27 protein-coding genes and 1 pseudogene are annotated in these 24610 nt (G+C 71.6%); 20 read left to right on the top strand and 8 right to left on the bottom strand.

Annotated elements, in window-relative coordinates:
• Positions 1–61: 61 nt before the first annotated feature.
• Positions 62–454, top strand: coding sequence for a hypothetical protein (locus AB0D45_RS09670; RefSeq protein ID WP_362456524.1), 393 nt, complete (start codon positions 62–64; stop codon positions 452–454).
• A 78-nt stretch (positions 455–532) separates the two neighbouring features.
• Here the strand turns inward: AB0D45_RS09670 and AB0D45_RS09665 are convergent, their stop codons facing one another.
• Positions 533–1477 carry a 5'-nucleotidase gene (locus AB0D45_RS09665; RefSeq protein WP_362456587.1) on the bottom strand — a complete coding sequence of 315 codons (945 nt, stop codon included), beginning with the start codon at positions 1475–1477 and terminating at the stop codon, positions 533–535.
• A gap of 232 nt (positions 1478–1709) precedes the next feature.
• On the opposite strand from AB0D45_RS09665, the gene AB0D45_RS09660 reads away from it, so the two are divergent.
• Together AB0D45_RS09660 and AB0D45_RS09655 are read left to right on the top strand one after the other, a co-directional pair.
• Positions 1710–2354: a carbonic anhydrase gene (locus tag AB0D45_RS09660; RefSeq protein ID WP_362456521.1), complete on the top strand. Its 645-nt coding sequence runs from the start codon at positions 1710–1712 to the stop codon at positions 2352–2354.
• Positions 2355–2385: 31 nt separating this feature from the next.
• Entirely contained in the window at positions 2386–2955 is a 570-nt protein-coding gene (locus tag AB0D45_RS09655; RefSeq protein ID WP_362456518.1) for an SMI1/KNR4 family protein, read from the top strand.
• Positions 2956–3090: 135 nt separating this feature from the next.
• Here the strand turns inward: AB0D45_RS09655 and AB0D45_RS09650 are convergent, their stop codons facing one another.
• The 3 genes from AB0D45_RS09650 to mscL all read right to left on the bottom strand — a co-directional run bounded on the left by AB0D45_RS09650 (position 3091) and on the right by mscL (position 6469).
• Complete coding sequence (locus tag AB0D45_RS09650) at positions 3091–4089, bottom strand: L-threonylcarbamoyladenylate synthase (RefSeq protein WP_362456515.1); 999 nt, start codon at positions 4087–4089, stop codon at positions 3091–3093.
• Positions 4090–4210: 121 nt separating this feature from the next.
• Positions 4211–5656, bottom strand: coding sequence for an MFS transporter (locus AB0D45_RS09645; RefSeq protein ID WP_362456512.1), 1446 nt, complete (start codon positions 5654–5656; stop codon positions 4211–4213).
• A 354-nt stretch (positions 5657–6010) separates the two neighbouring features.
• Entirely contained in the window at positions 6011–6469 is a 459-nt protein-coding gene (gene mscL, locus AB0D45_RS09640; protein ID WP_362456509.1) for a large conductance mechanosensitive channel protein MscL, read from the bottom strand.
• Positions 6470–6882: 413 nt separating this feature from the next.
• Here mscL and AB0D45_RS09635 point away from each other — a divergent pair, with 413 nt between their 5' ends.
• From AB0D45_RS09635 to AB0D45_RS09615, 5 genes are all read left to right on the top strand, one after another.
• Positions 6883–6990, top strand: coding sequence for a keywimysin-related RiPP (locus tag AB0D45_RS09635; RefSeq protein WP_158688462.1), 108 nt, complete (start codon positions 6883–6885; stop codon positions 6988–6990).
• A 152-nt stretch (positions 6991–7142) separates the two neighbouring features.
• The gene (locus AB0D45_RS09630; RefSeq protein ID WP_362456506.1) at positions 7143–9020 is read left to right on the top strand and encodes a lasso peptide isopeptide bond-forming cyclase; all 1878 of its coding nucleotides are present in this window, start codon (positions 7143–7145) and stop codon (positions 9018–9020) included.
• A 4-nt stretch (positions 9021–9024) separates the two neighbouring features.
• Positions 9025–9282, top strand: coding sequence for a lasso peptide biosynthesis PqqD family chaperone (locus tag AB0D45_RS09625; protein ID WP_361604050.1), 258 nt, complete (start codon positions 9025–9027; stop codon positions 9280–9282).
• A 73-nt stretch (positions 9283–9355) separates the two neighbouring features.
• The gene (locus tag AB0D45_RS09620) at positions 9356–9772 is read left to right on the top strand and encodes a lasso peptide biosynthesis B2 protein (RefSeq protein ID WP_362456503.1); all 417 of its coding nucleotides are present in this window, start codon (positions 9356–9358) and stop codon (positions 9770–9772) included.
• 16 nt (positions 9773–9788) lie between these two features.
• Complete coding sequence (locus tag AB0D45_RS09615) at positions 9789–11507, top strand: ABC transporter ATP-binding protein (RefSeq protein ID WP_362456584.1); 1719 nt, start codon at positions 9789–9791, stop codon at positions 11505–11507.
• A gap of 261 nt (positions 11508–11768) precedes the next feature.
• Here AB0D45_RS09615 and AB0D45_RS09610 read toward each other — a convergent pair whose 3' ends face one another.
• A complete protein-coding gene (locus tag AB0D45_RS09610) occupies positions 11769–12359 on the bottom strand; it encodes a TetR/AcrR family transcriptional regulator (RefSeq protein WP_362456500.1) in 591 nt (196 codons plus the stop codon).
• A gap of 132 nt (positions 12360–12491) precedes the next feature.
• Between AB0D45_RS09610 and AB0D45_RS09605 the strand changes: the two genes are divergently transcribed.
• Positions 12492–13445, top strand: coding sequence for an SDR family NAD(P)-dependent oxidoreductase (locus AB0D45_RS09605; protein ID WP_362456497.1), 954 nt, complete (start codon positions 12492–12494; stop codon positions 13443–13445).
• 70 nt (positions 13446–13515) lie between these two features.
• The gene (locus AB0D45_RS09600; protein ID WP_362456495.1) at positions 13516–13935 is read left to right on the top strand and encodes a hypothetical protein; all 420 of its coding nucleotides are present in this window, start codon (positions 13516–13518) and stop codon (positions 13933–13935) included.
• A gap of 369 nt (positions 13936–14304) precedes the next feature.
• On the opposite strand, the gene AB0D45_RS09595 is transcribed toward AB0D45_RS09600, so the two are convergent.
• Complete coding sequence (locus AB0D45_RS09595) at positions 14305–14709, bottom strand: DUF1622 domain-containing protein (protein ID WP_362456492.1); 405 nt, start codon at positions 14707–14709, stop codon at positions 14305–14307.
• 123 nt (positions 14710–14832) lie between these two features.
• On the opposite strand from AB0D45_RS09595, the gene AB0D45_RS09590 reads away from it, so the two are divergent.
• The 6 genes and pseudogenes from AB0D45_RS09590 (at position 14833) to AB0D45_RS09565 (ending at position 19145) form a co-directional block, all read left to right on the top strand.
• The gene (locus AB0D45_RS09590) at positions 14833–15828 is read left to right on the top strand and encodes a magnesium and cobalt transport protein CorA (RefSeq protein WP_362456490.1); all 996 of its coding nucleotides are present in this window, start codon (positions 14833–14835) and stop codon (positions 15826–15828) included.
• A gap of 277 nt (positions 15829–16105) precedes the next feature.
• Positions 16106–16660 carry a papain-like cysteine protease family protein gene (locus tag AB0D45_RS09585; RefSeq protein WP_361604029.1) on the top strand — a complete coding sequence of 185 codons (555 nt, stop codon included), beginning with the start codon at positions 16106–16108 and terminating at the stop codon, positions 16658–16660.
• A 10-nt stretch (positions 16661–16670) separates the two neighbouring features.
• Positions 16671–17537 carry a hypothetical protein gene (locus AB0D45_RS09580; protein ID WP_362456487.1) on the top strand — a complete coding sequence of 289 codons (867 nt, stop codon included), beginning with the start codon at positions 16671–16673 and terminating at the stop codon, positions 17535–17537.
• Positions 17538–17646: 109 nt separating this feature from the next.
• A complete protein-coding gene (locus AB0D45_RS09575) occupies positions 17647–17775 on the top strand; it encodes a hypothetical protein (protein WP_362456484.1) in 129 nt (42 codons plus the stop codon).
• 108 nt (positions 17776–17883) lie between these two features.
• Positions 17884–18078: pseudogene (locus tag AB0D45_RS09570) on the top strand (serine/threonine protein kinase); the annotation flags it as partial.
• A gap of 113 nt (positions 18079–18191) precedes the next feature.
• The gene (locus AB0D45_RS09565; protein WP_362456482.1) at positions 18192–19145 is read left to right on the top strand and encodes a hypothetical protein; all 954 of its coding nucleotides are present in this window, start codon (positions 18192–18194) and stop codon (positions 19143–19145) included.
• Between the two features lie 7 nt (positions 19146–19152).
• Here AB0D45_RS09565 and AB0D45_RS09560 read toward each other — a convergent pair whose 3' ends face one another.
• Positions 19153–19779: a TIGR03086 family metal-binding protein gene (locus AB0D45_RS09560; RefSeq protein ID WP_362456480.1), complete on the bottom strand. Its 627-nt coding sequence runs from the start codon at positions 19777–19779 to the stop codon at positions 19153–19155.
• 113 nt (positions 19780–19892) lie between these two features.
• Between AB0D45_RS09560 and AB0D45_RS09555 the strand changes: the two genes are divergently transcribed.
• The 3 genes from AB0D45_RS09555 (at position 19893) to AB0D45_RS09545 (ending at position 22250) form a co-directional block, all read left to right on the top strand.
• Entirely contained in the window at positions 19893–20843 is a 951-nt protein-coding gene (locus AB0D45_RS09555) for a WYL domain-containing protein (RefSeq protein ID WP_362456477.1), read from the top strand.
• A 223-nt stretch (positions 20844–21066) separates the two neighbouring features.
• Positions 21067–21270: a cold-shock protein gene (locus AB0D45_RS09550; protein WP_150504806.1), complete on the top strand. Its 204-nt coding sequence runs from the start codon at positions 21067–21069 to the stop codon at positions 21268–21270.
• A gap of 299 nt (positions 21271–21569) precedes the next feature.
• Entirely contained in the window at positions 21570–22250 is a 681-nt protein-coding gene (locus tag AB0D45_RS09545) for a DUF2071 domain-containing protein (protein ID WP_362456474.1), read from the top strand.
• 18 nt (positions 22251–22268) lie between these two features.
• Here the strand turns inward: AB0D45_RS09545 and AB0D45_RS09540 are convergent, their stop codons facing one another.
• Positions 22269–22790 carry a DUF4142 domain-containing protein gene (locus AB0D45_RS09540; protein ID WP_362456471.1) on the bottom strand — a complete coding sequence of 174 codons (522 nt, stop codon included), beginning with the start codon at positions 22788–22790 and terminating at the stop codon, positions 22269–22271.
• Positions 22791–23225: 435 nt separating this feature from the next.
• Here AB0D45_RS09540 and AB0D45_RS09535 point away from each other — a divergent pair, with 435 nt between their 5' ends.
• On the top strand, positions 23226–24464 hold the full coding sequence (locus AB0D45_RS09535; protein WP_362456581.1) for a PP2C family protein-serine/threonine phosphatase: 1239 nt from the start codon (positions 23226–23228) through the stop codon (positions 24462–24464).
• Positions 24465–24610 lie beyond the last annotated feature (146 nt).

The following is a 24610-nucleotide window of genomic DNA, read 5'->3' as shown; positions in this document are numbered from 1 at the left end:
GAGTGCAGAAACGTCACCGCCCGAGCCTGACGCGACCCGGTCCATGGCGGAGTCCGTGGACGTGTTCCAGACCGGAGGCGACGCCGTCCACTACTCCAGCACCCCGCCGCCGACGATCTCCGCGCACGGCTGGTGGCTCGACAAGGACAGCGGCGGGGCCAAGGCCAAGGTGACCGTGGAGATCCAGATCCTGACCGGCGGCCGCTGGCACACCGCGCGCCGCCCGAACCACCGTGGCCGTGGCCCCCGGGACTCCCCTTCTCCACGGCGCGGTCTCGTCGGCGTGCATGCCGGGCGCGATCGGACCGGCCAGCGAGCCGACCCCGTAGGAGACGACGAACACCAGGACGAGCAGAGCGAGGAAGCCCGGCAGGGCTGCTGGCGGAGCCCAGCGCCGCCGGGAGGGACGCGTTCCACCGGGAGTCTGCCGCTGTCGGGCCATCGTCGCTCCTGAACGGGCACCTGCCAGGTGCAGGCGCTTCCAGGCAGGTGGTCATCGCCACCTGGGCGGGAGTTCCCGACCCAGCTGGTCTCATCCGGGCATGCGCGGGGGTGCATTGACGATTCCGAACGGTACGTGAACGCTCGGGGTGGCCGGTGCCGTGCCGTTGAGGTGGGAGACCTGGTCGTCGAAGAAGATGTGCGGATCGAGGGCACGCATCACGGCGGCCTTGTCGATGCCGCCGAGGAAGAACGCCTCGTCGACGCGGAGTCCCCACTGCTGGAGACTCCGCACGGCACGTTCGTGCGCGGGGGCGTCCCGGGCGGTGACCAAGGACACCCGGAGGCGGGGCCGATAGGCGGAGTTCTTACGGCGCTCCTCCTCTTCGCGACGCTGGATGCGGTTGATGCCTGAAAGGAATTCCTTCAAGGGGCCGGGGTCGTGCGGGGTGGTCGCGTTGAGGACTTCGTGTGCGCGGAACCCGTCGATGCCGGCGGACTGGTAGATCCGCTCGGAGGAGTCGCCGGCCAGTACACCGTCGAAGTCGAAGGCGATGCGGAGTTCCCGGTCGGCGTCGTCATCGACCCGTTCCGTCGTGAGCACATGGCCCGCCGGCATTCCGTCGGCCACCGCATCGCGAACGTCCGAACCGTTGGCCGACAGGAACAAGGACATGTTCAGAGCGGGCATGAAGCGGTGTGTCGACCGGCCCTGCCGGAACACGGCCCGGCTGATGTGCAGGCCGTGCGCCGCGATGGAACGCATGACGCGGAGCCCGGTGTCCGGGTCGTTGCGGGACAGGATGATGACCTCGACCAGCGGATCGAGGGGCTCGGCCAGGTCGTTCAGCGACAGCAGGCGCCGGACGAAGGGGAAGGCCACGCCCTTGTCCAGGACATCGTCGACGTGGGCCTCTTGGTAGGCGCGATACGCGTCCTCGCCCTGCTCCCTGAACACCGCGTCGCAGTCGGTGAGGTCGAACAGGGCGCTGGAGGCGATCCCTATGACGAGGCGGTCGGACAGGTCGTACTTCATCTCGCCCCCCGCTGGCACACGTGCACCATGGAGAGCATTATCGCCTTTTCGGCTCTGTCGAAAACATGTGCGGCAACGTCGTGGTGGTGTGCGCGAGCGCAGGGCAGCAGGGCGGCCGGGTCTCGTTCGAAGGCGACGGGATGGCCTCGGCCGCCGTCCGGGACTGCCGGCGGGCAGCGCGGGGGTCACCCCGCATGGTGCGGTGACCTGGGCCGGATCGTAGTCTGCGACCATGACTGACACCTCGATGCCGACTCCCGCTCAAGCCTTCGAGATGCTGCTGGCCGGCAACCAGCGATTCGTCTCGGGAACACCGGAACATCCCAACCAGGACGCCGCACGCCGCTCCGAGATCGCACCGGCCCAGAACCCCTTCGCGGTGCTCTTCGGCTGCTCCGACTCCCGCCTGGCCGCCGAGATCATCTTCGACCGGGGGCTCGGTGACCTGTTCGTGGTCCGCACCGCGGGCCACGTGACCGGGCCGGAGGTACTGGGCAGCATCGAGTACGGGGCGAGCGTGCTGAACTGCCCCCTGGTGGTGGTGCTCGGCCACGACTCGTGCGGTGCGGTCGCGGCCACCCGTGCGGCGGTGGAGGACGGGGTCGCCGCCCCCGGGTACGTTCGGGACGTCATCGAGCGGGTCACGCCCAGCGTGCTGGCCGCCCGCGCCGCCGGGCTGACCGAGGACAGCGACGTCATAGCTGAGCACGTACGGCACACCGTCGACCTGCTGCTGGACCGCTCCAGGGTGCTCGCCGAACAGGTGAAGGCCGGACGGACCGCCGTGGTGGGCCTGTCCTACCGGCTGGCCGACGGCAGCGCCCACCTGGTGACGACCCGCGGCCTCGAGGCCACCGTCGACTCCGCGTCGCTGTAGAGAGGACACAGAGGACAGAGGCCGGAGGGCGATGAGTGTGGCTGAGAGCTGGTCGCGTGTGATGGGTCTTCTTCGGGAGCACGCGCCGGCCGATCACGCGGATCTGCCGGGGCCCGCTACGGAGCAGATGCTCGCAGCAGCCGAGGAACGGATGGGGATCTCCCTTCATGGGGACCTGCGGACGTGGCTGTTGCAGAACAATCCGGATCTGCCGGAGGAAGATTTCGACCACGACGTGATGTGCTGCGGCTTCGACGGGTTTCCAGACGAGGGAAGCTTCTTTCTGGGCATCCGGGCGATGGAGAGGCTCTACGCGAACCGCTCCAGCTCCTGCGGATTCGACCCTCCGGACCAGCCGGACCACCCGTTCTGGCGTAACGAGTGGATCCCGTTCCTGTCGGACCGGGACGGCTGGACGGGAAAGTTCATCGATGTGCGGGACGGGCGCGTCGGCCGCTGGTTCGTGGGTGCTCCCACGGTCACGGGCGAGTACGCATCGATGGCCCGGTATTTCGACTCCGTAGCGGAGACGCTGACGAGGATCGCCGATGGAAGCTGGCCGGTCTGTCGGGTCACCGAAGGTCGACTTGTCTGGTCGTGAGACGGTTCCCGGCCGGATGACGGCCCGTGCCGATCCGTCCTCACCCTGGGACGCGGGCGCCCATGAGATGCACCAGCGTTGACGTTCCAGGGTGAGGACGGCTGCGGACTCGATCAGTGGCCACTCTGAAAGAGCTCAGTGACGAGGGGCGCTGCCGGTGGGGGAGGGCCGGGGCCCGGCGGCGCGGCGGAGCCGGTTGGCGATCGCGAGCCCCAGCCCGTCCTCCACGGGCAGAGACGCCACGATGAGGTCGCACCCCTGCTGGTCGAGCTCGCGCAGGAACCCGTACAGCCCGCGCGCGTAGGCGGCCATCGAACCGGGGACCGCCACCACGGCGTGCGCCTTCACCGGAGCGCCGGCGGAGGAGGCGGGGAGAAAGACGCCGACCTGGTGCCCCAGCTCCTGCGCGAGCTCCGCTTCGGCGACGACCTTCTCGGGCTCGACGAGGACGACCCGCGCCCGCGGCGCGTAGTGGGACGGATGCTGGCCCGGCACCCGGACGCGGCTCGTCGTAGGGACCGCGAGCGGGTACCCCAGCACCGCTTCGAGGTCCTCGCTCGTCACCCCGCCGGGCCGGAGAACGCTCGGGATCTCGCCCGTGACATCGACGATGGTCGACTCGACGCCGACCTCGCAGGGCCCGCCGTCCAGGACGAAGTCGACGGCGTCACCGAGCTCGGCATGGACGTGGTCCACCGTGGTGGGGCTGACCGAGCCGAAGCGGTTGGCGGAGGGGGCCGTGACACCGCCGCCGAAGGCGGACAGCAGCGCGAGTGCGACGGGGTGGTCGGGCACGCGCACGGCCACCGTCTCCAGGCCGCCCGTCGCCTCGAGGGGCACTCGGGGACCGCGTCGCAGGACCAGCGTCAGCGGCCCCGGCCAGAAGTGTTCGGCCAACAGGCGCGCGGTCGCGGGCACGTCCTCGACCCAGTCGGCCAGCTGCTCCGCGCCGCCGATGTGGACGATCAGCGGGTGGGACGGCGGGCGCCCTTTGACCTGGAAGATCCTCGCGACCGCGGCCGGGTCCTCGGCGTTGGCGCCCAGGCCGTAGACGGTTTCGGTCGGGAGGGCCACCAGGCCTCCGGCGCGCAGCACACCGGCTGCCTTTTCGATGTCACTGCTTTTTGCCGTCACCCTCGCAAGCCTCTCACTGACCGGAACTCCACACTGCGTGGTCCCCTCGGCGGCACCGCGTGAGTCCGGACGCATGATATCCGTCACGGCAGCGCCGGGGACAACGGCCGCCCGCCGCCCGTCAGCCGGCGTGGGCCCGCTTGGGCAGCCGGAACATCAGCGCCCACATCACCGCGAGCGCGGCGACGACGTACCAGACGCTGCCCGCGAACGCCTCCGTCACGGTGGTGCCGTGGCTTCCCGCAGGGGCGTGGTCGAAGAACACCACGGAGGCCGTCGCGATACCGAGTGCGGTGCCGAGCTGCATGGCGGTGTTGAACAGTCCCGCCGCAGAGCCTGCGTCCTCATGGCCGACCTGGCTGAGGGTGAGACCGGCAAGACCCGCGCCGACCATGCCGAAGCCGGCCCCGACGAGGATCATCGGGGCGACGGCGGCCGTGAACGGCATCGAGGTCTGCTGCGCGGAGACCAGCAGCTGGTAGCCGACCAGCGTTGCGGCGATGAGCACCGCCCCGGCCTGCGGCACGCGCCGCACATGGGCGCCGGCCCACTTGGAGGCGAGCATCGCGCCGGCCATGCCGCCGATGGAGATGGCGACGGACGCCGGAGCGAACTGCCCGGGCGAAAGTCCGAGGCCGGACTGCATGAACAGCACCCACGTCAGCAGGAACACGCCGGAGACCAGGCCGAAGACCAGCTGGGCGGCGAGCCCGCCGGCGAACGCCCTGCTGCGGAACAGCGAGAGCGCCACCAGGGCGGAGCCGTCCTTGCGGGTCTTCGCCCGCTGCTGGGCCACGAACGCCGCCAGCACCAGGGCACCCGCGACGAGCATGACGAAGCTCCACGTCGGCCAGTGCTTCTCGCCGCCCACGGTGAGCGGGTAGGCGAGCAGCAGCAGACCCCCGCTGGAGAGCAGCATGCCCAGCGGGTCCAGACGCCTGGCCTGCTGCTCGCGGGACTCGGGGAGGAACCGGAGGGCGAAGAGCACGGTGGCCAGGCCGATGGGCAGGTTGATCAGGAAGATCGCCCGCCAGCCGAGACCGGCGATGTCGGCGGAGGTCAGGACGGCGCCCAGGACGGGCCCGAGGACGCCGCCGAGCGACATGATCATGCCGTACATGCCGAACGCCTTGGCCTGCGACTCGCCCTGGAAGGTGACCGCGATGGTGGCCATGACCTGCGGCACCATCGCCGCCGCCCCGGCGCCCTGAAGGGCCCGCGCGGCCACCAGGAACTCGGGGCCGGTCGCGGTCCCGCACAGCAGCGACGCCAGCGTGAACAGCACGGTGCCGGCGATGAAGACCCGCTTGCGCCCGAAGAGGTCACCCAGGCGCCCGCCCGTGATCAGGGCGAGGGCGAAGGTGAGGGAGTAGGCGGCGGGGATCCACTGCACCGCGGCGCTGGAGGCGCCGGTGTCCGCCTGGATGGAGGGCAGGGCGGTGTGGACGATCGATCCGTCGAGCGCGTTCATCAGCTCGGCGATCAGCACCACGACCAGGATGATCGTGGCGGCACGGCCGGCCCCCGTGGGGCGTGGGTGACCGTGGGTATGGGTGTCGGTTGACACGAGGAAGATTCCTGTTCGCGTACAGAAGGAATAGGGGGCGGGGGCAGGCCTGGGCATGCCCCGGCACGCCTACAGCGCGACAGGGGAAAGCAGGGTGCAACGAGCCCAGGCCATCGGGGAGCACCGCCGTCGAGGCATGCGTCGGAAGCCCGCCTTCGCGGACAACCGGAAAGAGCCTCGGAACGAGCGGCTACTTACTTGGCCTGGGAGATACGTCATCACCTCGAAACACGGCGCCGGGCCCCGGAGCGGGCACCGACGGAACCACCCGAGGTTAAGACGTGTCCGGACATCCCTGCAACGCAATAAGGCGCGGGCTGCGCGGAAGAGGAGGTGTTCTCCCTGTGAGAGGCGTCATCCGGCGCGTTGGGTCGTCTCCCCGGCCTGGGCGGGCACCGCGGGCAGCGGGACAGTACAGGAGGCGCAGCGCCGGGCCTGGGCGGGGACGGGGCTGAGGCACTCGGGGCAGTCCCGCTTGGGGGCCTGGACGTCGTGGTGCGGGGCGAGGCGTTCGTGAAGCTTGTTGATCGGGAGTACGACGAGGAAGTACAGGGCGCAGGCGAGGAGGAGGAAACTGATCGCCGCGTTGATGAAGGCCCCGTAGGGGAACTCCGTGGCGCCCACGGTGAAGGTCTTGCGGCTCATGTCGCCGGCGGCCCCGGTGGCCAGCCCCACGAGCGGTGTCAGGAAGGCGCCGACGAAGCCGTTGACGACCGCGGTGAACGCCGCTCCGATGACGATGCCGACGGCCAAGTCGACCACGTTGCCGCGCAGGATGAAGCTGCGGAAGCCCTTCACCTTCTCACCCCTCATACCTCACAGACCTTGACGTCGACGGGCGGCTCAACGGCGCAGCCGGCCCGCCCCCATCGCCCCGGATGCCCTGCCGCGCTTCACCCATGCCTGTGCGAGGGCGGGTTGCGGCGCTGTTCGCCGTCAGGGATTGCGGGTCCGCGCGCCGCCGAAAAGTATGTTTTTGCGTCCCTGGTGGTACGGGCGGGGCGCATGCGGTCGGATGTCCTCGAAAGAGGCGGCGGACGGAACCGTTCGGCGGCGCGCGGGGCCGCCTGAGCGCCGTGGGCGCACAGCGAGCGAACCCGGAAGCGCCCTGTGATGATCCGCTCGTCCTACGTAGCGTGGTCAAAGCGGAATGACCGGTCTCCGGATCGGAAACCGCCGCATGCGCATGCAGACCACACGTCCCCACAGCGAAAAGGAGTTCGACCATGACGTATGAGCGTCCCACCCTCACCAAGGCCGGCAGCTTCCGCAAGGTGACCGGGATCAAGAACACGGGGCCCAAGGACGTCCTCGGCGGCAAGCAGCTCCTCTGACATGAGGGCCCGGCCGCGCCGCTGTACCGGCGGCGGCGGCCGGGCCGGTGGGCGGCGGCCCCCATCCGCCGCCCGCCAGGCCATCCGCCCGCCAGGCCGCCTGCCTCCCGGCCGCCTGCTTCCCCGCGCATCGCCGACCGAAGGCCGTAGTCGTGGAAGACTCCCTGTCACTCCAGGCCCTGCCCACCTGGTTCGTCGTCCTGCCCGACACCGACGCGGCAGCCACCATCGCCGCCCACGCGCTCGCCCACGCCGAGCAGGCTCTGCGCCACCGATCCGGACGCCCCTGGCTCGTGGGGCGCTGGACACCCTCCGGCATGGTGGTGGGGGAGTGCGGAGGAACCCGCATCGCCGTGCTCGGCGAACACTCCGTCACCGCCGAAGCGGCCCGGCGCGCCGCCGCAGCCGTCGACGGCACGTCCCTGTCGGCGCTCGACCGCATCAGCGCCACCTGGGCCGGCAGCCTCCACCTCGTGGCCAGCCGCGACCGACGGGTCCGGGTCCAGGGCGGCGTCGTCGGTATCAGGCGGGTGTTCTTCACCGATGCCGCTCTCCCGGCAGCCGGCGGCGTCAGCCTGGCCTCCGACCGGGCGGACGTCCTCGCCGAACTGGTCGGCGCGCCCCTCGACGAACGCCGGCTCGCTCTGGAACTGCTCACCCTGGGCGTGCCGCACCCGCTGTCGGGCTCCCCGATGTGGAAGGGCGTACACGCCCAGCCCGGCGGCCACTACCTCACGCTCGACCCCGACGGACGGGCGCAGGAGACCCGCTGGTGGTCGCCGCCCGAGCCCCACCTGTCCCTGGCCGAAGGCGCCGTGCGCTTCCGGGAGGCGCTGACCGCCGCCGTCGCCACGCGCACACGCGGGCGCGAGCTGGTGACGGCGGACCTGGGCGGCCTCGACTCCACCGCCGTGTGCTGCGCCGCCGCCCGCGGGGACGCGAAGGTCGCGGCGTACACCGCGGCCATCCACGACGAACTCGGTGACGACGTGTATTGGGCGCGCCGGACCACCCAGGCCCTGGGAACGGTCGAGCACCACGTCGTCCCGGCGGCCGAACTGGCCATGACCTTCGACGGGATCGACGCACTCGACGACCTCCTGGACACCCCCAGCATCCTCACGGTCGACCGCAACCGCCGCATGCACATCGTCGCCCTGGCGGCAGCCCGCGGATCGAGCCTGCACCTGACCGGCCTGGGGGGCGACGAACTCCTCGCCGGAGCGCCCGCCCGCCTGCACGCGCTGATGGGTACGCATCCCCTCACCGCGCTGCGGGACCTGCGCGGATACACCGCGAAGTACCAGTGGTCCCGATGGCGCGTGCTGCGCCAGCTGCTGGACCGCCGCTCCTACCGCGCCTGGCTCGGCCGGGTCGCCCGCGACCTGGACGCTGCCCCGGCCCCGGCGGACGAACCGCTGCTCGACTGGTCGGCGCCGCCCCGCATGCCCGGCTGGGCCACGCCCGAGGCCGTGGAGGCGGTGCGCGAGCTGCTGCGCATCCACCTCCCGGACGCCGAGCCCCGAGGTCGCGGGCACGGCGAGCACCGGGAGCTGGCCGCGATGGACGGCATCTCCCAATGGACCCGGCACATCGGCCAGATGGCCGCCCCGCTGGGCATCACGGTCGCGGCCCCCTACTACGACGACCGGGTGATCGAGGCGGCCCTCGCCGTCCGGCCGCAGGAGCGGATCACTCCCTGGCGGTACAAGCCGCTGATCGTCGAGGCCATGCGGGGCATCGTCCCCGAGGCCAGCCGCACCCGCGGCACCAAGGCCAACGCCACCTTCGAGGAAGAGGCGGGACTGCGCCGCCACCGTGCCCGCCTGCTGGCCCTGCGCGAGGAGTCGCGCCTCGCCCGGCTGGGTCTCGTCGACGTGAAGGCACTGCGCGAGTGGTGCCGCCGCGCCCTGTCGGCCGAGAGCGAGAGCTACCTGCTGCACCCGACGGTGGCCTGCGAGGTATGGCTGCGCTCCCGCGAAATGACGCCGTCCCCGAGGCGGCGCCCCCTGACGGAACGGGAAAGGTGATCCGATGTGCACGCTGAAGCCCGGGGTGCTGCTGACCGAGACCGAGTACGGCATGGCCCTGCTCGATCAGAAGAGCGCCGAGTACTGGACCCTCAACCCCACGGCGGCCGTCGTGCTCCGCGAGCTCCTGGACGGGCACGGCACCGAACGCGCGGCAGCGGCCCTCGTCGAACGGTACGAGGGCGTCGACACCGACGTGGCCGCACAGGACGTCATGAGCATCGTCGAGGAATTCCGCTCCGCAGGGCTCATCACGCCGTAGCCGGCCACGGCCGCCGGGCATGGACCGCCGGCCCGCCGCCCCACCGGCCGCCCCGCTGAAGGGACACGCACAGATGTCGACCCCGGAAGCCGTTCCCTACCGCCCCCGCTCCGTCCCCCTGGCCCGCCGCCTCGGGGCGCGCATCGTGATCGGCTGCGCCCACGTGCTGGCCACCCTGCCGCCCCGGCGGATCCGGGCCGTGCTGGCCCTGCTCCGCCGCGGATCCCGGCCCGCCACGCTGACCGAGGCGGAAGCGGCCCGGGAGACGGTGCTCGCCGTGAGCCTGGCCGCGGGCGGGCACAAGGGCTGCCTGCCACGGTCCCTGGCCACGGTGCTGCTGTGCCGCTGCCGCGGCCAGTGGCCCACCTGGTGCGTGGGGGTACGCACCCGCCCGCCGTTCGCCGCGCACGCCTGGGTGGAAGCCGAGGGCGAAGCGGTCGGCGAGGGCACGCCGGCCGGATACTTCCAGCGCTTCTTCGCGGTGGAGTGAGCCCGTGCCCCCTGCGATGCACGCCCTCATCGGGCACCTCCGACCTCAGCGCGGCCGCATGGGCGTGGGCGTCCTGCTGGGTCTGCTCGGGAGCGTGCTGGGCCTGGCCCAGCCCCTGGCGGCCAAACAGGTGATGGACGACATGGGCCGAGGAGGTCCGGCGTACGGCCCCGTGGTCGCCCTGAGCGTGCTGGTGGCGGCGGGCGGAATCCTCGCCGGCCTCGGGCACTACGTGCTCGACCGATCCGCGGAGTCCGTCGTCTGCACCGCCCGGCGCCGTCTGACGGACCGTCTGCTGGCGCTGCGCGTACCGGTGGTGGAGCGCACCGAACCGGGGGACCTCATCTCCCGCGTCACCTCCGACACGGCGCTCCTGCGGCAGAGCGCCCCCCGGGCGGTGTCGGCCGCGGTCACCGGCACCCTGATCACCCTCGCGACGGTGGTCATGATGGGCCTGCTCGACCCGGTGCTGCTCGGGGTCACGCTCGGTGTGATCGCGTTCGTCGGCGTCGTCGTCGCCGTCGTCTCCCCGCGGATCGGCCGGGCGACCCGGCACACGCAGGAGGCGGTCGGCCGCATGGGCGCCGCGCTGGAACGCGCCTTGGGCGCCTTCCGTACGATCAAGGCATCGGGTGCCGAACAGCAGGAGGCGCAAGCGCTGTACCGGGCAGCCGAGCACGCCCGGTGCACCGGTGTCCGCGCCGCCGCCTGGGAAGCGGTGTCCGCGACCCTCTCGGCGGTCGTGGTCCAGGTCTGCTTCCTGGTCGTGCTGGGGGTGGGGGGCGCGCGCGTCACCTCCGGCGCCATCGGGGTCTCCACCCTGGTCGCGTTCCTCCTCTACCTCTTCGCACTCGCCCCCCGGATCGGTCAACTGGTGGAAGGGGTAGCCCAGTTCCAGATCGGATCGGCCGCCGCTGCCCGGATCCTGGAGGTCGAGAGCCTGGAGGTCGAGAGCCTGGGGGGAGGGCGTAAGAGCCGGTCGCAAGGTGATCCGCTGCCCGCCCGCGTGGCCTTCCGCGAGGTCCGCTTCGCCTACCGCCCCGGGCTGCCCCTGGTGCACCACCGTGTCTCCTTCACCGTTCCCGGCGGCGGCCTGACCGCGTTCGTCGGCCCGTCCGGCACGGGCAAGACCACGGTCTTCTCCCTCATAGAACGCTTCTACGAGCCGGACGACGGGCACGTACTGCTGGACGGGAAGGACGTGCGGCAGTGGCCCCTGGCCGAACTGCGCGCCGCCATCGGATACGTGGAACAGGACGCACCCGTCCTCGCCGGCACCCTGCGCGAGAACCTGACGCTGGGCGCGGTCGACGCCACGGAGGAAGAACTCCGCCACGCCCTGCGCCTCGTCCGCCTCGACGCGGTGGTGGACCGCCTGCCCCATGGCCTCGACACCGACGTCGGTCACCGCGGCAGCAGACTCTCGGGCGGAGAGCGCCAACGCGTCGCGATCGCCAGGGCCCTGCTGCGCCGCCCGAGACTGCTGCTGCTCGACGAAGCCACTTCGCAGCTCGACGCGGCCAACGAGGCGGCACTGCGCGACACCGTCACCGACATCGCCGGCCGCATCACCGTCCTCGTCGTCGCCCACCGCCTGTCCACGGTCACCACGGCCGACCGCATCGTCGTGATGGAGGCGGGCCGCGTCCGGGCGGTGGGCACCCACGCCGAACTCCTCACGGCGGACGCCCTCTATCGCGAACTGGCCACCACCCAGCTGCTGAACGGCCGGTGAGCGTCGGCAGTGCGATCACGTCACATAGGGGGTGTCGACCGAACAGCCGCCGTACATCACGCCGAGCAGCGAGCTCTCCGGATCGGGGGCGGGCTCTGCGCCGGAAGTCGTTCGTGGGTGGGGAGCCCTGCTGGAAGCCGGGGTCCTGGGCGTCGCCGCACCGGCGGAGGAAGCTTTCATGATCATAGAGGGCCTCGGCGCGGTCGGGGCTGCTGGACCGCTGACGTCACAAACCCGGCGGGGATTGCGGCCGAAGCCGGGTCACGAGCTGGACGCCGACCCGTCCGCTCCGTACCGGAGGCCGTCGAGGAGCAGGTCGAGGAGGCGTCCGGCCCGTTCGCGCTGGTCGGGAGCGCTGGTGATCAGCCCGATGCCGGCCAGGCCGAAGCCGACATCGATGGGGTCGATGTCCGGGCGCAGGAGACCGGCGTCGGCGCCCGCGTTCAGCAGGGTGCCGAGGGCGGTGGCGAGCTTGTCGAGGGTTTCGGCGAAGGGGTCCGCACCGGATGCGGCCGCGGCCCGCAGTGCGTCCGCCATGCCCTGCTTGGCGGTGAGGTAGTCGATGAAGTCGTCCATCCACAGGCGGATCGCCCGGTCCGGCGCATGGTCGGCGAGGAGGTTCGTGGCGCTGTCGCAGACACGGGCCAGCTCGTTGCGGTAGGCCGCCTCGACAAGCGCCTCGCGTGTGGGGAAGTGGCGGTAGAGCGTGGCGGAGCCGACGCCCGCGGCTTTGGCGATCGTGTCGATCGCGACGTCCGGGCCCTTCTCGGAGAAGGCGCGCACGGCCGCTTCGAGGATGCGCTCGCGGTTGCGGCGGGCATCGGCGCGCAACACGCTCGGCTTGGTGGTCAAGGCTGCTCCCTTCGGCAGGGGGACCAGTCTATCTGGACAACCGGGGAGTTCCCCGCTTACCGTGATGGCTAACCGGGGAATTCCCCGGTTATGGCGTCGACCGTGACGCTCCACGCGCAAGGACTGGCGATCATGACAGCACAGCAGCCCATCGGTTCCGGCTTCGGGGCCCGCAACACCACGGCCGACGTCCTGGCCGGCCTCGACCTCACCGGAAAGCTCGCTGTCGTGACCGGCGGTAGTTCCGGACTGGGGCTGGAGACCACACGCGCCTTGCGGGGCGCCGGCGCGACTGTCGTCGCAGCCGTCCGCCGCCCGGAAGCGGCCGCGGAAGCCTTGACCGCAGTGGACGGGGTCGAGGTGCGCCGGCTCGACCTGGGCGACCAGGCCAGCGTGCACACCTTCGCGGACGAGTTCCTGGCAACCGGCCGCAGCATCGACATCCTCATCAACAACGCCGGCGTGATGGCCCTGCCCGAGACCCGCCTCGGACCCGGCTGGGAGGCGCAGTTCGCCACCAACCACCTGGGCCACTACACACTCACGAACCGGCTGTTGTCCGCCTTGGCAGCCGACGGCGGCGCGCGCGTGGTCGCGCTCAGCTCTGCCGGACACCGCTACTCGGCGATCCGCTGGGACGACGTCATGTTCGCAAACGACTATGACAAGGCCGTCGCCTACGGACAGTCCAAGACCGCGATCGCGCTGTTCGCCGTCCACCTCGACGCCCTCGGCCGCGAGCACCAGGTGCGGGCCTTCGCCGTCGCCCCAGGTGCCGTCATGACCCCGCTCCAGCGGCACATGACCCGCGAGGAGATGATCGCCTTCGGCTGGATCGACGACCAGGGCAACACGGCCCCCAGTTTCAAGACCCCCGAACAGGGTGCCGCCACCCAGGTCTGGGCGGCCACCTCCCCGCAGCTGGCCCACATCGGCGGCGTCTACCTGGACGACTGCGACATCGCCCCGCTCTCCCAGGACGACGCACCCGGGGTCAGGCCCTACGCGGTCGACCCCGAACAGGCCGCACGCCTGTGGACCCTGTCCGCCCAGCTGACCGGCACCAACGCGTTCGCGAACCGGTGACACGACGGCATGGCGCACTTCCCTCCCAGAAACCCGCACCTGAAGTCTCTGCAAGAAGGTCACGAAAATCATGACACACACCGATCTGGCCACCGTCGCGAACGAAGCACAGGCATGGTTCGACGGCTACGTCGAGACGTTCATCGGACTGGCAGCGAAGGGGAGCACCGATCCCGCGCCGCTCCTCGACTACTTCTCGGTGCCGATCAGCATGACCACGGGGACGGCCCACACCGTTCTCACCTCCGCCGAGGCCCTCTCCCAGGGACTCGCCCACGAGCTGCGCGCACTGCGCGACGCCGACTACGGGGGCAGCAAGGCCCTCGACCCGGTGGTGCGCGTGCTCAACGAGCGGGCCGCGCACATCGAGGTCACCTGGGCGCGCCAGGACAGCCAGGGGCGGGAGTTCCAGCGTGTCCGCGTGCTCTACCTGGCCGTCCGTACCGACGCGGGATGGCGGACGGTCGCCTCCGTGATCCTGGCCGGCTGACGAAGCACATTGCCCGCACGGCCGCCCGCCGTGGCTACCGCGCCGCTGGGGTTGAGCTTCTGATTCTTCGGGGTGATCAGCACGGCTCATGGGCGGCAGCTGCCGTCACTCGTAGTTGAATCGTCGTCGTGAGACCACCCCGTGAACGGCCCCTCGACATCGGCGTCGGCCTGGACCGTCCGCAGGAGACTCTCCCATGTGCATCCGCGGCCCCCTGCTGCCCGCCGCAGGCGATTCCTCGCGCCGGGGAGGTGATCGATGGTGCTCAGTCGGGGTGAGGCACGGGATGGGCCCGGGCGGCCGGCACGGACGGACCGCGGCGGGTGCTCCCATGTCGGCCTGAGGCGGGCGCCGCACGCTCGCGCGGCGTCAGGGGGTCGGGGCCCGCGGGGTCGGCTTCTTCAGGTCGTACTCGATCTCGGCGCGTTCCTGTGCGATCTCCCGGGTGAGGAAGAAGTTGAGGATCGTGCGGATGGCGGCGATGGCCGCCAGCTGGCCGATCTCGGTGAAGCTGGGGGCGACTGCCGTGCGCAGGACGTCGCCCGCGAGCTGGAATTCGAGCCCGAGGACGAGAAAGCGTCCCAGGCTGAGGCGGATTTTGTTGAATTCGCCAAGGAGGGAGCGCCTGCGCAGGCCAGTCGTGACGAACCGCGCGAAGGCCCACACCGCACCCACGAAGATGATCAGTGCTCCTGCCGCCTCGATGACGTGCACCAGCCACCCGATCATCTCCCTCACGCCTGCCTCGGACACCAGATCCCTTGATGCGTTCATGTGCCCCCTTTACCCCTGTCACCGCCCGCACACCGGCCGGGCCGGTGGCCGCCGCCGCAAGGCGGTGAGCGCGAGCCGACCACAGCCGCGCATGAAGGCCGGTTCGTGAAGCATGAGCGGGCTATGGAATGCGTGGTGTACGAGAAGAACTCCGGCCGGCCGGAAAGCGTCGGGTGCGAAGCGCCGGAGGCGGATTGCGGCCTGGTCCTCAAGCGGGTGCGGGAACTGGGGGACGGCGAGTTCGCCTGGGTGCGTCTGGATGATCCGTCCGAGGACGAGCTGGTCCGGCTGGCCGAGGAGCTGGGCCTGCACGCCTTGGCCGTCGAGGACGCGCTGCACGCGCAGCAGCGGCCCAAGTACGAGCGGTTCGGTGATGTCCTGGCCGTCGCGCTGAAGACCCTGTGGTACGTGGAGGAGCAGGGCGCGGTGGAGACCGGCGAGATGATGGTCTTCATCGGGCCCCGCTGCGTCCTGACCGTGCGCCACGGCGTGGTCGACCCCTGCGCCGAGGCCGCGCAGCGGCTCGCCGCGGAGCCGGACATGCTGCGCTTGGGTCCCTGGGCCGTCCTGCACGCTGTGCTGGACGTCGCCGTGGATGCCTACAGCGACGCGGCCGACAGGGTGCGGGCCGCGCTGAACCGGCTGGAGGACCAGGTCTTCTCGGCGTCGCGCGTCGACCACACCGAGGCCATCTACTCCCTGAAGCGGGAGGTCCGCGAATTCCGCGATGCCGTGCAGCCGCTCGTCCCGGTGGTGCACGGCCTCTTGAACCGACCGGGCGAGGAGGACCACCAGCCGGAGATCGCGCCGTACCTCCGGGACGTGGCCGATCACCTGGACCGCACGGACACCGAGGTACGGACCTTGGACGAGTTGCTGAACTCGGTGCTGGACGCGCAGCAGGCCCGGGTGGGTACCTGGCAGAACGACGACATGCGGCGCATCTCCGCGTGGGCGGCGATCTTCGCGATCCCCACGATGGTCGCCGGCGTGTACGGAATGAACTTCGAGCACATGCCGGAACTCGGCTGGACCTACGGCTATCCGCTGGCCGTGGGACTCATGGCCCTGTCCTCAGGTGCCCTCTACCGCGCCTTCCGCCGCAACGGCTGGCTGTAGCGGCTCCCCCCCCCACGGGCCCCCGCCAGGCAGCTTCCCCGCGAGGCGTGCAGGCCACCCCATCGGCACCGGACTCGGCGCGCCCCGTCCTCGGCCGCGTGCCGCGTGCGGCCGACGCGTCGGCCGAGGTAGGTGATCATCGCACTGATGTGAGGATTCGCCCATGCAGGCACACTTTCGTCCTGGCTCTATGTGACGACGTCATTCCACGCTGTCATATTCCTGTGATCGCCCGGCATTCATCGCATGTGAACGGGAAGGCAGGAAGATGGGCGGATTGGCATTCACTCCCGCAGCGTCGGCCGTCGCACTGACGGCCATGGGGTTCCTCATGACCGCCGCGGGCACGGCCCAGGCGGAATCCGGCTACGACAACATCGGCATGTACAAGCAGGAGAAGACCCAGTGGTGCTGGGCCGCCTCCGGTCTGACGATCGCCAAGTTCCAGGGCCTCGGCAGCACTCAGAGCGACTTCTGCAACCGGGCCCAGCCCTACTACGGCTGCAACAACCAGCCGGCCACGCTCGACGACATGGCCAGGGGCTGGAGCAGCCTGGGCATGACCCACACCGGCTCGGGCCTGAGCAGCGCCGCCTCCTTCAACCAGGTCTATACCGACGTCAAGGCGGCCCGCCCCCTCGGGGCGCGCATCGGATGGACCTCCGGTGGTGGCCACATGAACGTCGTCTACGGCTTCGACACCTCCAACAACACCATCGCCGTGGGCGATCCGTGGCCGGACACCGCCACCTACACGTGGTGGAACTACAACGACTACGTCAGCAACAGCTCGTTCAAGTGGACCCACTCCCGGATCGGCATCTCCCGTTAAGGCAGGCGACATGCGCGCAACACGAACCTCCCGCGAGCGGACGGGCTACCGCCGCTCTCGCCTGACCACCTTCCTGCTGGTAGGCGCGTCCGCACTGCTGTCCGTGGCCGGTCCGGTCCACGCGGTACCGGTCAAGGCCTCGCTCCCGGCGGACATTCCCGACTACCAGGCCGCCCTCGACGTGGTGAAGTCGACCGGCGTCCGCAACGCCGTCTGCCGCTTCCTCAGCGTGCCCGTGCCCCAGGGCGGACCCCCGGGACTCCAGACGGTCCCCGACAAGGCCGATCCGTGCGAGGGCATGCCGGCCTTCACGCTCAAGGACCCGCTGGCCGTCAACGAGATCACGCCGGGCTTCGTCGCCGGAACCTCCCAGCCCGTGGCCACCGAGGCGGTCAGGCTCAGCCACCTGGTCTCCTCACTGAGCACCACCGTCAACAACCGCCAGGCCACCGTCATGCTCGCCCCCACCCAGGGCGGCGGCTGGCACCTGGCCGCCGTACGCGACGGCGACAGCGACGCCACGTATGCCGGCAAGGCCGCCCTGGGGACCGTGGTGTTCACCGAGCCGCAGATCCGCGGGTGGTACCAGCTCAAGCTCCTCACGGTCGAACCGCTCAACGACCAGGCACGGCAAGGGCTGGACGGACAGTCGTCGGTGTCGCTGAGCGACTACCAGAAGCTGGTCAAGGCCCGCTACGCCGACAAGCTGCCCGGCTCCGCGTACGACACCTCGGGCCTGTCCAGCGGTTACGGCACCCCCGGGAGGACGCAGGGCGCATCCCCCTCCGCACCCCTGCTCGTCGGCGGTTCGAGCGCGGCGCTCGTCCTCGCCGGCGCCTTCGTCTTCCACCGCCGCCGGCGCAACACCACCGCCTGAACCCGGGCCCGCCCCGTCCCCCGGCACCCGGCCGGGGCACGGGGCGGGGCCGTGGCAGCCCTGGAACCTGCCGCTTTCACGAGCGGGCACCGTGGGTGAGGTTCCCGGCGTGACTCACGATCGCGGACGCTTGCTGGCCGGCCGGTACCGGCTGGCCGAACTGCTCGGCCAGGGCGGCATGGGGACCGTCTGGCGGGCCCATGACGAGCAGCTCGACCGGGAGGTCGCCCTCAAGTAACTCCGGCTTCCCGAGGACCTCGACGCCTCCGGGCGCAAGGCGTGGATCGCCCGCCTCGACCGCGAGGCACGTGCGGCCGCCAGGCTGAAACACCCGGGCGTCATCACCGTGCACGACCGGATGGCCGACGACGACGGCCGCCCGTGGATCGTGATGGAACTCGTCCACGGCCGGTCCCTGGACGACCTGATCAAGGAGGACGGCCCGCTCGCGCCGGCCCGGGTGGCCAGGATCGGCCTCCAGGTCCTGGACGCACTGCGCGCCGTACACGCCCCGGGCGTCACCCACCGGGACATCAAGCCCGCCAACGTGCTGCTCGAAGGCGACCGGGTGGTGCTGACGGATTTCGGGATCGCCGCAGTGGAGGGCGAGCCCGGCCTGACCCGGTCGGGGGCCTCATGGGAACCCCGGCCTACATGTCCCCCGAGCAGGTGCGGGGGCTCACGGCGACCGCCGAATCCGACCTGTGGTCCCTGGGCGCGACGCTGTTCACCGCCGTGGAGGGACACCCGCCGTTCAGCGGCTCCGGTTCCTGGGCCGTCTTCGTCGCCGTCGCCACCGAGGAGCCCGCCACCGCCGTCCGTGCCGAGGAGCTCGCCCCCGTACTGACGGGCCTGCTCCGCAAGGACCCGGCGCAGCGGCTCACCGCGGAGGAAGCGTACGAGCTGCTCGCCGGCCCGGCCGGCGAGACGGAGCCCTCCCGGCCGGACCGCGCGCCGACACCCGCGTCCACGCTGCGGCTGGGTGCGTCACCGGGCGCCGGCCCCGGAGCGGGCGGGCCGACCCCGCCGGTGCCCGGACCCGCCCGGCCCGTCCGGCGCGGGTGCGTGCTGGGCGGCCTGGCGGCGGCCGTCGCGGCCGCCGTGATCGCGGCGCCGTGGTGGCTGCCGGGGTTCGAATCCTCCGGCGGCGAGAGCGGCCGCACCCGCGCGACCGACTCCAAGGCGCCCACGCAGCACACCCCGTCCCCGTCCCCCTCTTCCCCCTCAGCCTCACCCATCACGGCTGCCCCGCCCGTTCCCGCCCCGCAGCAGACGCGCTCGCCCCTCGACCGCCAAGCCGTCGAGCGCGTCTTCGCGCTCTACATGAACGGCCTGGCCCACCACGACATGACCTCGCTGCGCCGGGGCACCTGCCCCCGGCTGCGCGGGAGCCTGCTCGGATTCGCCCTCAACGGCTACTTCGTGGACCGCTGGGAACTCCAGCCCTACGAGACCCCGCCGAACACGGACCTGCTCAGCGTGGAAGCGAAGATCACCCGGCGGGATCCCGAGACCGGCCGGCTCGCGGGCGACGTCCTCAACCAGTGGATCATCGAGCGGGACGCGGACCAGCAGTACTACGTCTGCGGCTGGCTCAACGAGGAGTGAGCACGCATCACGGTCGGCGGCCCGCCCAGGCGACCAGGCGGTCGATGGCCGGCGCGTCGGCCTCCACCGCCACCACCTCGCCGAACGGCACCCGGCCGTCACGGATCCCCGCCGGCAGGACCCGCTGGAGCACCGTGAGCGCCCGCTCCGCCAGCGCCTGGTCCCACTCCGGGCGCTGACCGGTCGCACGGGCCAGGTCCCAGGTGTGCACGGTGAACTCGTGTGCGTACACCAGGGCTGCGGCGGCCCCGGGCATCACTCCCGCCGGAACCCGCAGCTCGCGGCCCAGGACCTCCGGGTCCGCCCACACGGCCAGCGCTTCCGCGGCGGCCGGCTCCCAGGCCGCCGCCCACGCCCCGTCGGGCAGCTCGTCCGCGAACGAAGGGACGCTGAACGGGTCCTCGCCGCGCCCGATCACCGCGATCCGGCGCGCCACCGCGACGAGGTGGCTCGACAGCCGCCGCACGTCGAACTCCTCGCAAGGGGTCGGGGCGTCGTACTGGTCGGGGCGGACGGCGGCGAGGGTGCGGCCGGCGAGCGCGATGGCGGCGGCGAGGTCGAGGCGGGGATCCACGGCCGCGGCGGACGGGGACGGGGACGGGGAGGGGGCGAGGTGCTCGGTGTTTTCGTTCATGAGCTCATCCTGGCCGTTAAAGTGGCCACCTTCTGGCCTCTTTCCCGGAGGTTTTCGATCAAGGCGGCTGCGGCCGGCAGGCCGGGCCGCCGCGACCCCGGAAGGGAGGCCGTATGAGGGCCGACCGCCTCGTGGCGACCTTGCTGTTCCTCCAGGAGCGCGGCCGCGTCACCGTCGCCGAAGTGGCCGCCGAGCTGGAGACGTCCGAACGCACGGCCCGCCGCGACCTTGAGGCGCTCGCCGCCTCCGGGATCCCCGTGTACTCCCAGCGCGGCCGGGGCGGCGGCTGGTCGCTGGTCGGCGGCGCCCGGACCAACCTGACGGGGCTCACCGCCGACGAGATCCGCGCCCTCTTCCTGGTCACGGCCCCCCTCGCCGCCACCCCAGACCTGCGCACCACCCTGCGCAAACTGATCCGCGCGCTGCCCGCGCCGCTGCGCGCCGAAGCCGTGGCCGCCTCCCGCGCCGGAGTCGCCGACCCCACCGACTGGTCCCGCAACGCCGTCACGGCCGAACCCGGACACCGCGCCGCCCTCCAGGGGGCCGTGGTCGACGGGGTCCGGGTCCGGCTGGGTTACGAGGGCGTCGGCAAGCCGGCCAGGACGCGCCTGGTCGATCCCCTCGGGCTCGTCTCCAAGGCAGGGGTCGACTACCTCCTCGCCGGGACCGACGAGGGCCTGCGCACGTTCCGGCTGAGCCGGGTGACCTCCGTACAGCCGACCGCCGAACCGGTGGTGCGGCCCCCGGACTTCGACCTCGCCGCGGTCTGGCGGGAACGCGCCGCGGTGATCGAGGGCGGCATGCACGCGGTCACGGCGCGGGCCCGGATCGACCCCGAGGCCCTGCCCCTCCTCCGGCGGCTCTTCAACGGCCGGGTCCGCACGGGTGCGCCGCTGCCCGACGGCTGGACGGAGGTCTGGATCGACGGCCCCGCCCACCGCGCCCTCGCGGCCCACCTGTCCGGCCTGGGAGCCCGCATCGAAGTCCTGGACCCACCCGAGGTCCGCCACTGCCTGGCCCGCATCGGCAGCGAGCTCACGGCCCTCTACGGCGCCGGGGCCTGAGCCGTAGGCCCGGGTGCCCACATGACACCCGGGCCCGTTCTGATTTCCTCTGGTGACAGCCCGTCGTAGGGGTGTAGCGTTTGGGTCAGCTGTCGTGGTTCGGAAGTTCCCTTTGCCCACGCCGTAGGCGTGGGCGTTTTGCTGTGCTGTGCCGCAGGAACCAGGGCGATCACCTCCGCCTTCCACAGGGTGTGGGAGGCGTACTCGACTGGAAGGCATGAACATGGCTACCGGAACTGTGAAGTGGTTCAACGCGGAGAAGGGCTTCGGCTTCATCGCCCAGGACGGCGGCGGCCCGGACGTCTTCGCCCACTACTCCGCCATCAACGCCTCGGGCTTCCGTGAGCTCCAGGAGGGCCAGGCCGTGACGTTCGACGTCACCCAGGGCCAGAAGGGCCCCCAGGCGGAGAACATCACCCCCGCCTGATCTTCACCCACCCCGTCGGCAGGCCCGGCGTAGTCGGTGGGATGCACGTACGAGGGCCGCACGGAATTCCGTGCGGCCCTCGTACCGTGCCGGAAGGAACGCGCCGCGTCGACCGCCGCCTGGGGCGCGGGTGAGGGCCTGAGCCGTGGCACGGCGGGTGCACCCCTCTCCGCGCGGGCCACATGAGTCGGACGCGAAGGGGCAGGCGCCGGGCATGGGCGCGCCGGCCCTGGCCCTGGTGAGGCGGGTCGAGGCCATCGGCCCGTCGCGGCCGGCCGGAGCGAGCCCGGGAGGTGGTCATGGCCGACGTCCGAGTCCCGCTGATGTCGGTGCACTGGAGGCGGCAGGCGTTCGTGCACTGGCCGTATCCGCCGGCGGTCCTGCAGCGGTTTCTGCCGCCCCGCCTGGAAGTCGATGTGTTCGAAGGGCAGGGCTGGGTGAGCCTGACCCCCTTCGTCATGTCCTCCACACGGGTCCTGGGCGTGCCGTTGCCCCCGCCCACCTTCCCCGAGACCAACCTGCGCACCTACGTGCGGTGCGAGGGCGGGTCGAGCGGGCTGTGGTTCTTCTCGCTGGACGTCGCGCACCCGGCCCTGCCGGCCGGGCGCGTGCTGGGGACCCCCTATTCCCTGGGGCGGCTGACCGTTCAGCCCGACGGCCGCGTCTGTCGCTACGCCGGCCGCCGGGGACGCCGGGGGCCCGGCTACGAGCTGGAGGTCCGTACGGACGAACGCGTCGAAGCGCCGCACGCTCTGGACTCCTGGCTGACCAACCGCTTCCACGTCTACACGACGTCGTTCGGCATGCTCTGGCGGATACCGGCCTCACACGAGCCGTGGCCCCTCTTCCGCGGCACGCTCGTGCACTCGGAGCAGTCGCTGCTGGCGGCGGCCGGACTGCCCGAACCGCTGGTGTCCCCCCTCGTCCACACCTCGCCCGGTGTGGGCCCCGTACACCTCGGATTCCCGCGGCCCGGCTGAGCGGGCCGCTCTGCGCCGCTACCCGGCGTGGCACGTGCCCCCGCGCACCATGTCGAGGTGCATGGCGACGACGGGACGCGCCTTCTTGGCGGCGTCGGTGACAGCCGTGTCGCTGCCCGACTTGATCTGCGTGTCGATCAGCTGGACGGTCTTGGTGTGGGCGGCTTCCTGGGCCTCCAGCCATGCCGAGTCGTATCCGGACGTACCGGCCTTCTTCTGGATGTCCTTCAGCTCCTGCTGCTGCGCGGCCGTGGGGGCGGTGGGCAACGTCACCCCGGCTTTCGCGGCGACGGCCTTCAGATCGGCGTCGAGCTTCTGGTGATCGGTGACCAGCTTCGCGCCCACGTCCTTGACGCATGAGGTCATGGCCTTCGTCTGGGCGTCCTGACCAGCGGCGATCTCCGTCAGGTTGCCCTGGTGGACGGTCTTCACGAAGGAGGTGTCCTGGTCACCGGCAGGTACGGCGGCCAGCGCCGCCGGCGCGCACAGCCCGGCCACGGCCGTCGCGGCGGCGGCCATGCTCAGCAGTCGCTTGCGCATCACACTCATCTCCTCACACGGCCTGGGCTCGGCGAGCCACGGGGACGGCCGCTTCCTGCCCGGCCCCTAACCGGAACCACCCCCGCCAAACATGGACTCCGCCCCGGCAGGAGGAGGAGCCCCACCCGGTCGGCGAGCGCTGTGGCGAGGGCGTGGTTGTGGGAGGCTGGAAGGGATCGGCCGACCCGGTTCTGTCCTGTGGCGCACCCGCGCACGGCAGCCCGAGCGCTCGGCCACGGCCTGCACGGTGCCGGTCAGGCGCCGGTCGCCTCGGGCCGGCACCCACGAGAAGAGCGTCCGATGATCGAAGAGGAGCGGACCCGTGCGGAGAGCGGCACGCGAGCCTCCTGCGCGGGCCGGCGTCAGAGAGAGGGGCCCCTCGGGACGGACGGCGGCGGCGGCGGTCCGGCGGCACTGGCCCGCGACGGCAGCCGCATGCAGGAACTGCTGGGCGGCCTGCTCCTGGCCAGTCACCTGATGCCGTGGGCGGAGCTGCCGGCGCAGGTCGCGGCCCACGCGGACCGCGCCGGGTTCCAGGACGCGGCGGTGTACCTCTGTGATCTCCAGGAGAACGTGCTGCGGCGGCTGACCGGCAGGGGTCTCACGAGCGGGGAGGGCGCCCCGTCCGGAGAGGACGAGTTGCAGGTGGCGACCACGATGGCCGGGAGGTGCTTCCAGCTCGGCCGTCTGCTGCCGCTCACGCGCGAAGGCCAGGACGGTGTGACGTGGTGGGTACCCCTGCTGGACGGTACCGAACGGCTGGGCGTCCTGAGGGTGACCACCCCCCACGACGACGGGGCGACGGGGGAGGACCTGAAACTCCTGGCGGCTCTGGTGGCGCTGCTGGTGGTCAGCAAGCGGGATTCGAGCGACGCCCACGCCCGTCTGGTGCGGACCAGGGACATGAACGTGGCCGCCGAGATGCAGTGGCACCTCATGCCGGCGATGACCTATGCCGACGCCCACGTGGTGATCAGCGCCGTTCTGGAGCCGACCTACGAGATCGGCGGAGACGCCTTCGACTACGCGCTCGCCGGCGACGTCGTCCACCTCGGCATCTTCGACGCGATGGGCCACGACACCGCGGCCGGCATCACCGCGAACCTCGCCGTCGCCGCCTGCCGCAACAACCGGCGCCAGGGCCTCGGCCTGGTGGACACGACGGTCGCGATCGAGCAGACCCTGCTGGAGCAGTTCGGCAGGCTGCGTTTCGTCACCGCGATCCTCGCCGACCTCAGTACGACCACGGGGGTCCTGTCGTGGGTCAACCGCGGCCACCACCCCCCGGTGATCATCCGGGGAGGCCGGTGGACGACCCGCCTGCAGTGCCAGCCCGCCCACCCCATGGGCACCGACCTCGGCCTGGAACCCGTGCTGTGCCGCGAGCAACTGGAGCCCGGCGACCGGATCGTCCTCTACACCGACGGCATCACGGAAGCCCGGAACAAGGAGGGCCGGGAGTTCGGCCTCGACGGCTTCATCGACTTCCTCATCCGTCACCAGGCCGACGGACTCCCGGTGCCCGAGACACTGCGCCGCCTGATACGGGCGATCCTGGGCCACCACGACGGGCGTCTCGCGGACGACGCCACCGTCCTGGTCGCCGAGTGGCTCGGCCCCGTCGGCACGAAGTCCCAAGCGCAGGCGCGGGTGGGGCTTCCCCCCGCGGCCTGACGGTGGTGCCGCTGCGGCACCCGCGCGGCCGCCCCCGGACGACCGTCCGCGGACGTGACGGATCCCCCGGACCGGGTAGGCGCAGCCCATGAACGGAACCGAACCCCACGCGGCACCGGTGGCGTGCGACCGAACGAAGGTGATCT

This window comes from Streptomyces sp. NPDC048352 (assembly GCF_040651895.1).
Lineage (GTDB): Bacteria > Actinomycetota > Actinomycetes > Streptomycetales > Streptomycetaceae > Streptomyces.
The sequence above is the reverse complement of the archived record's forward strand: the minus strand, read 5'-3'. Positions and strand labels throughout refer to the sequence as shown.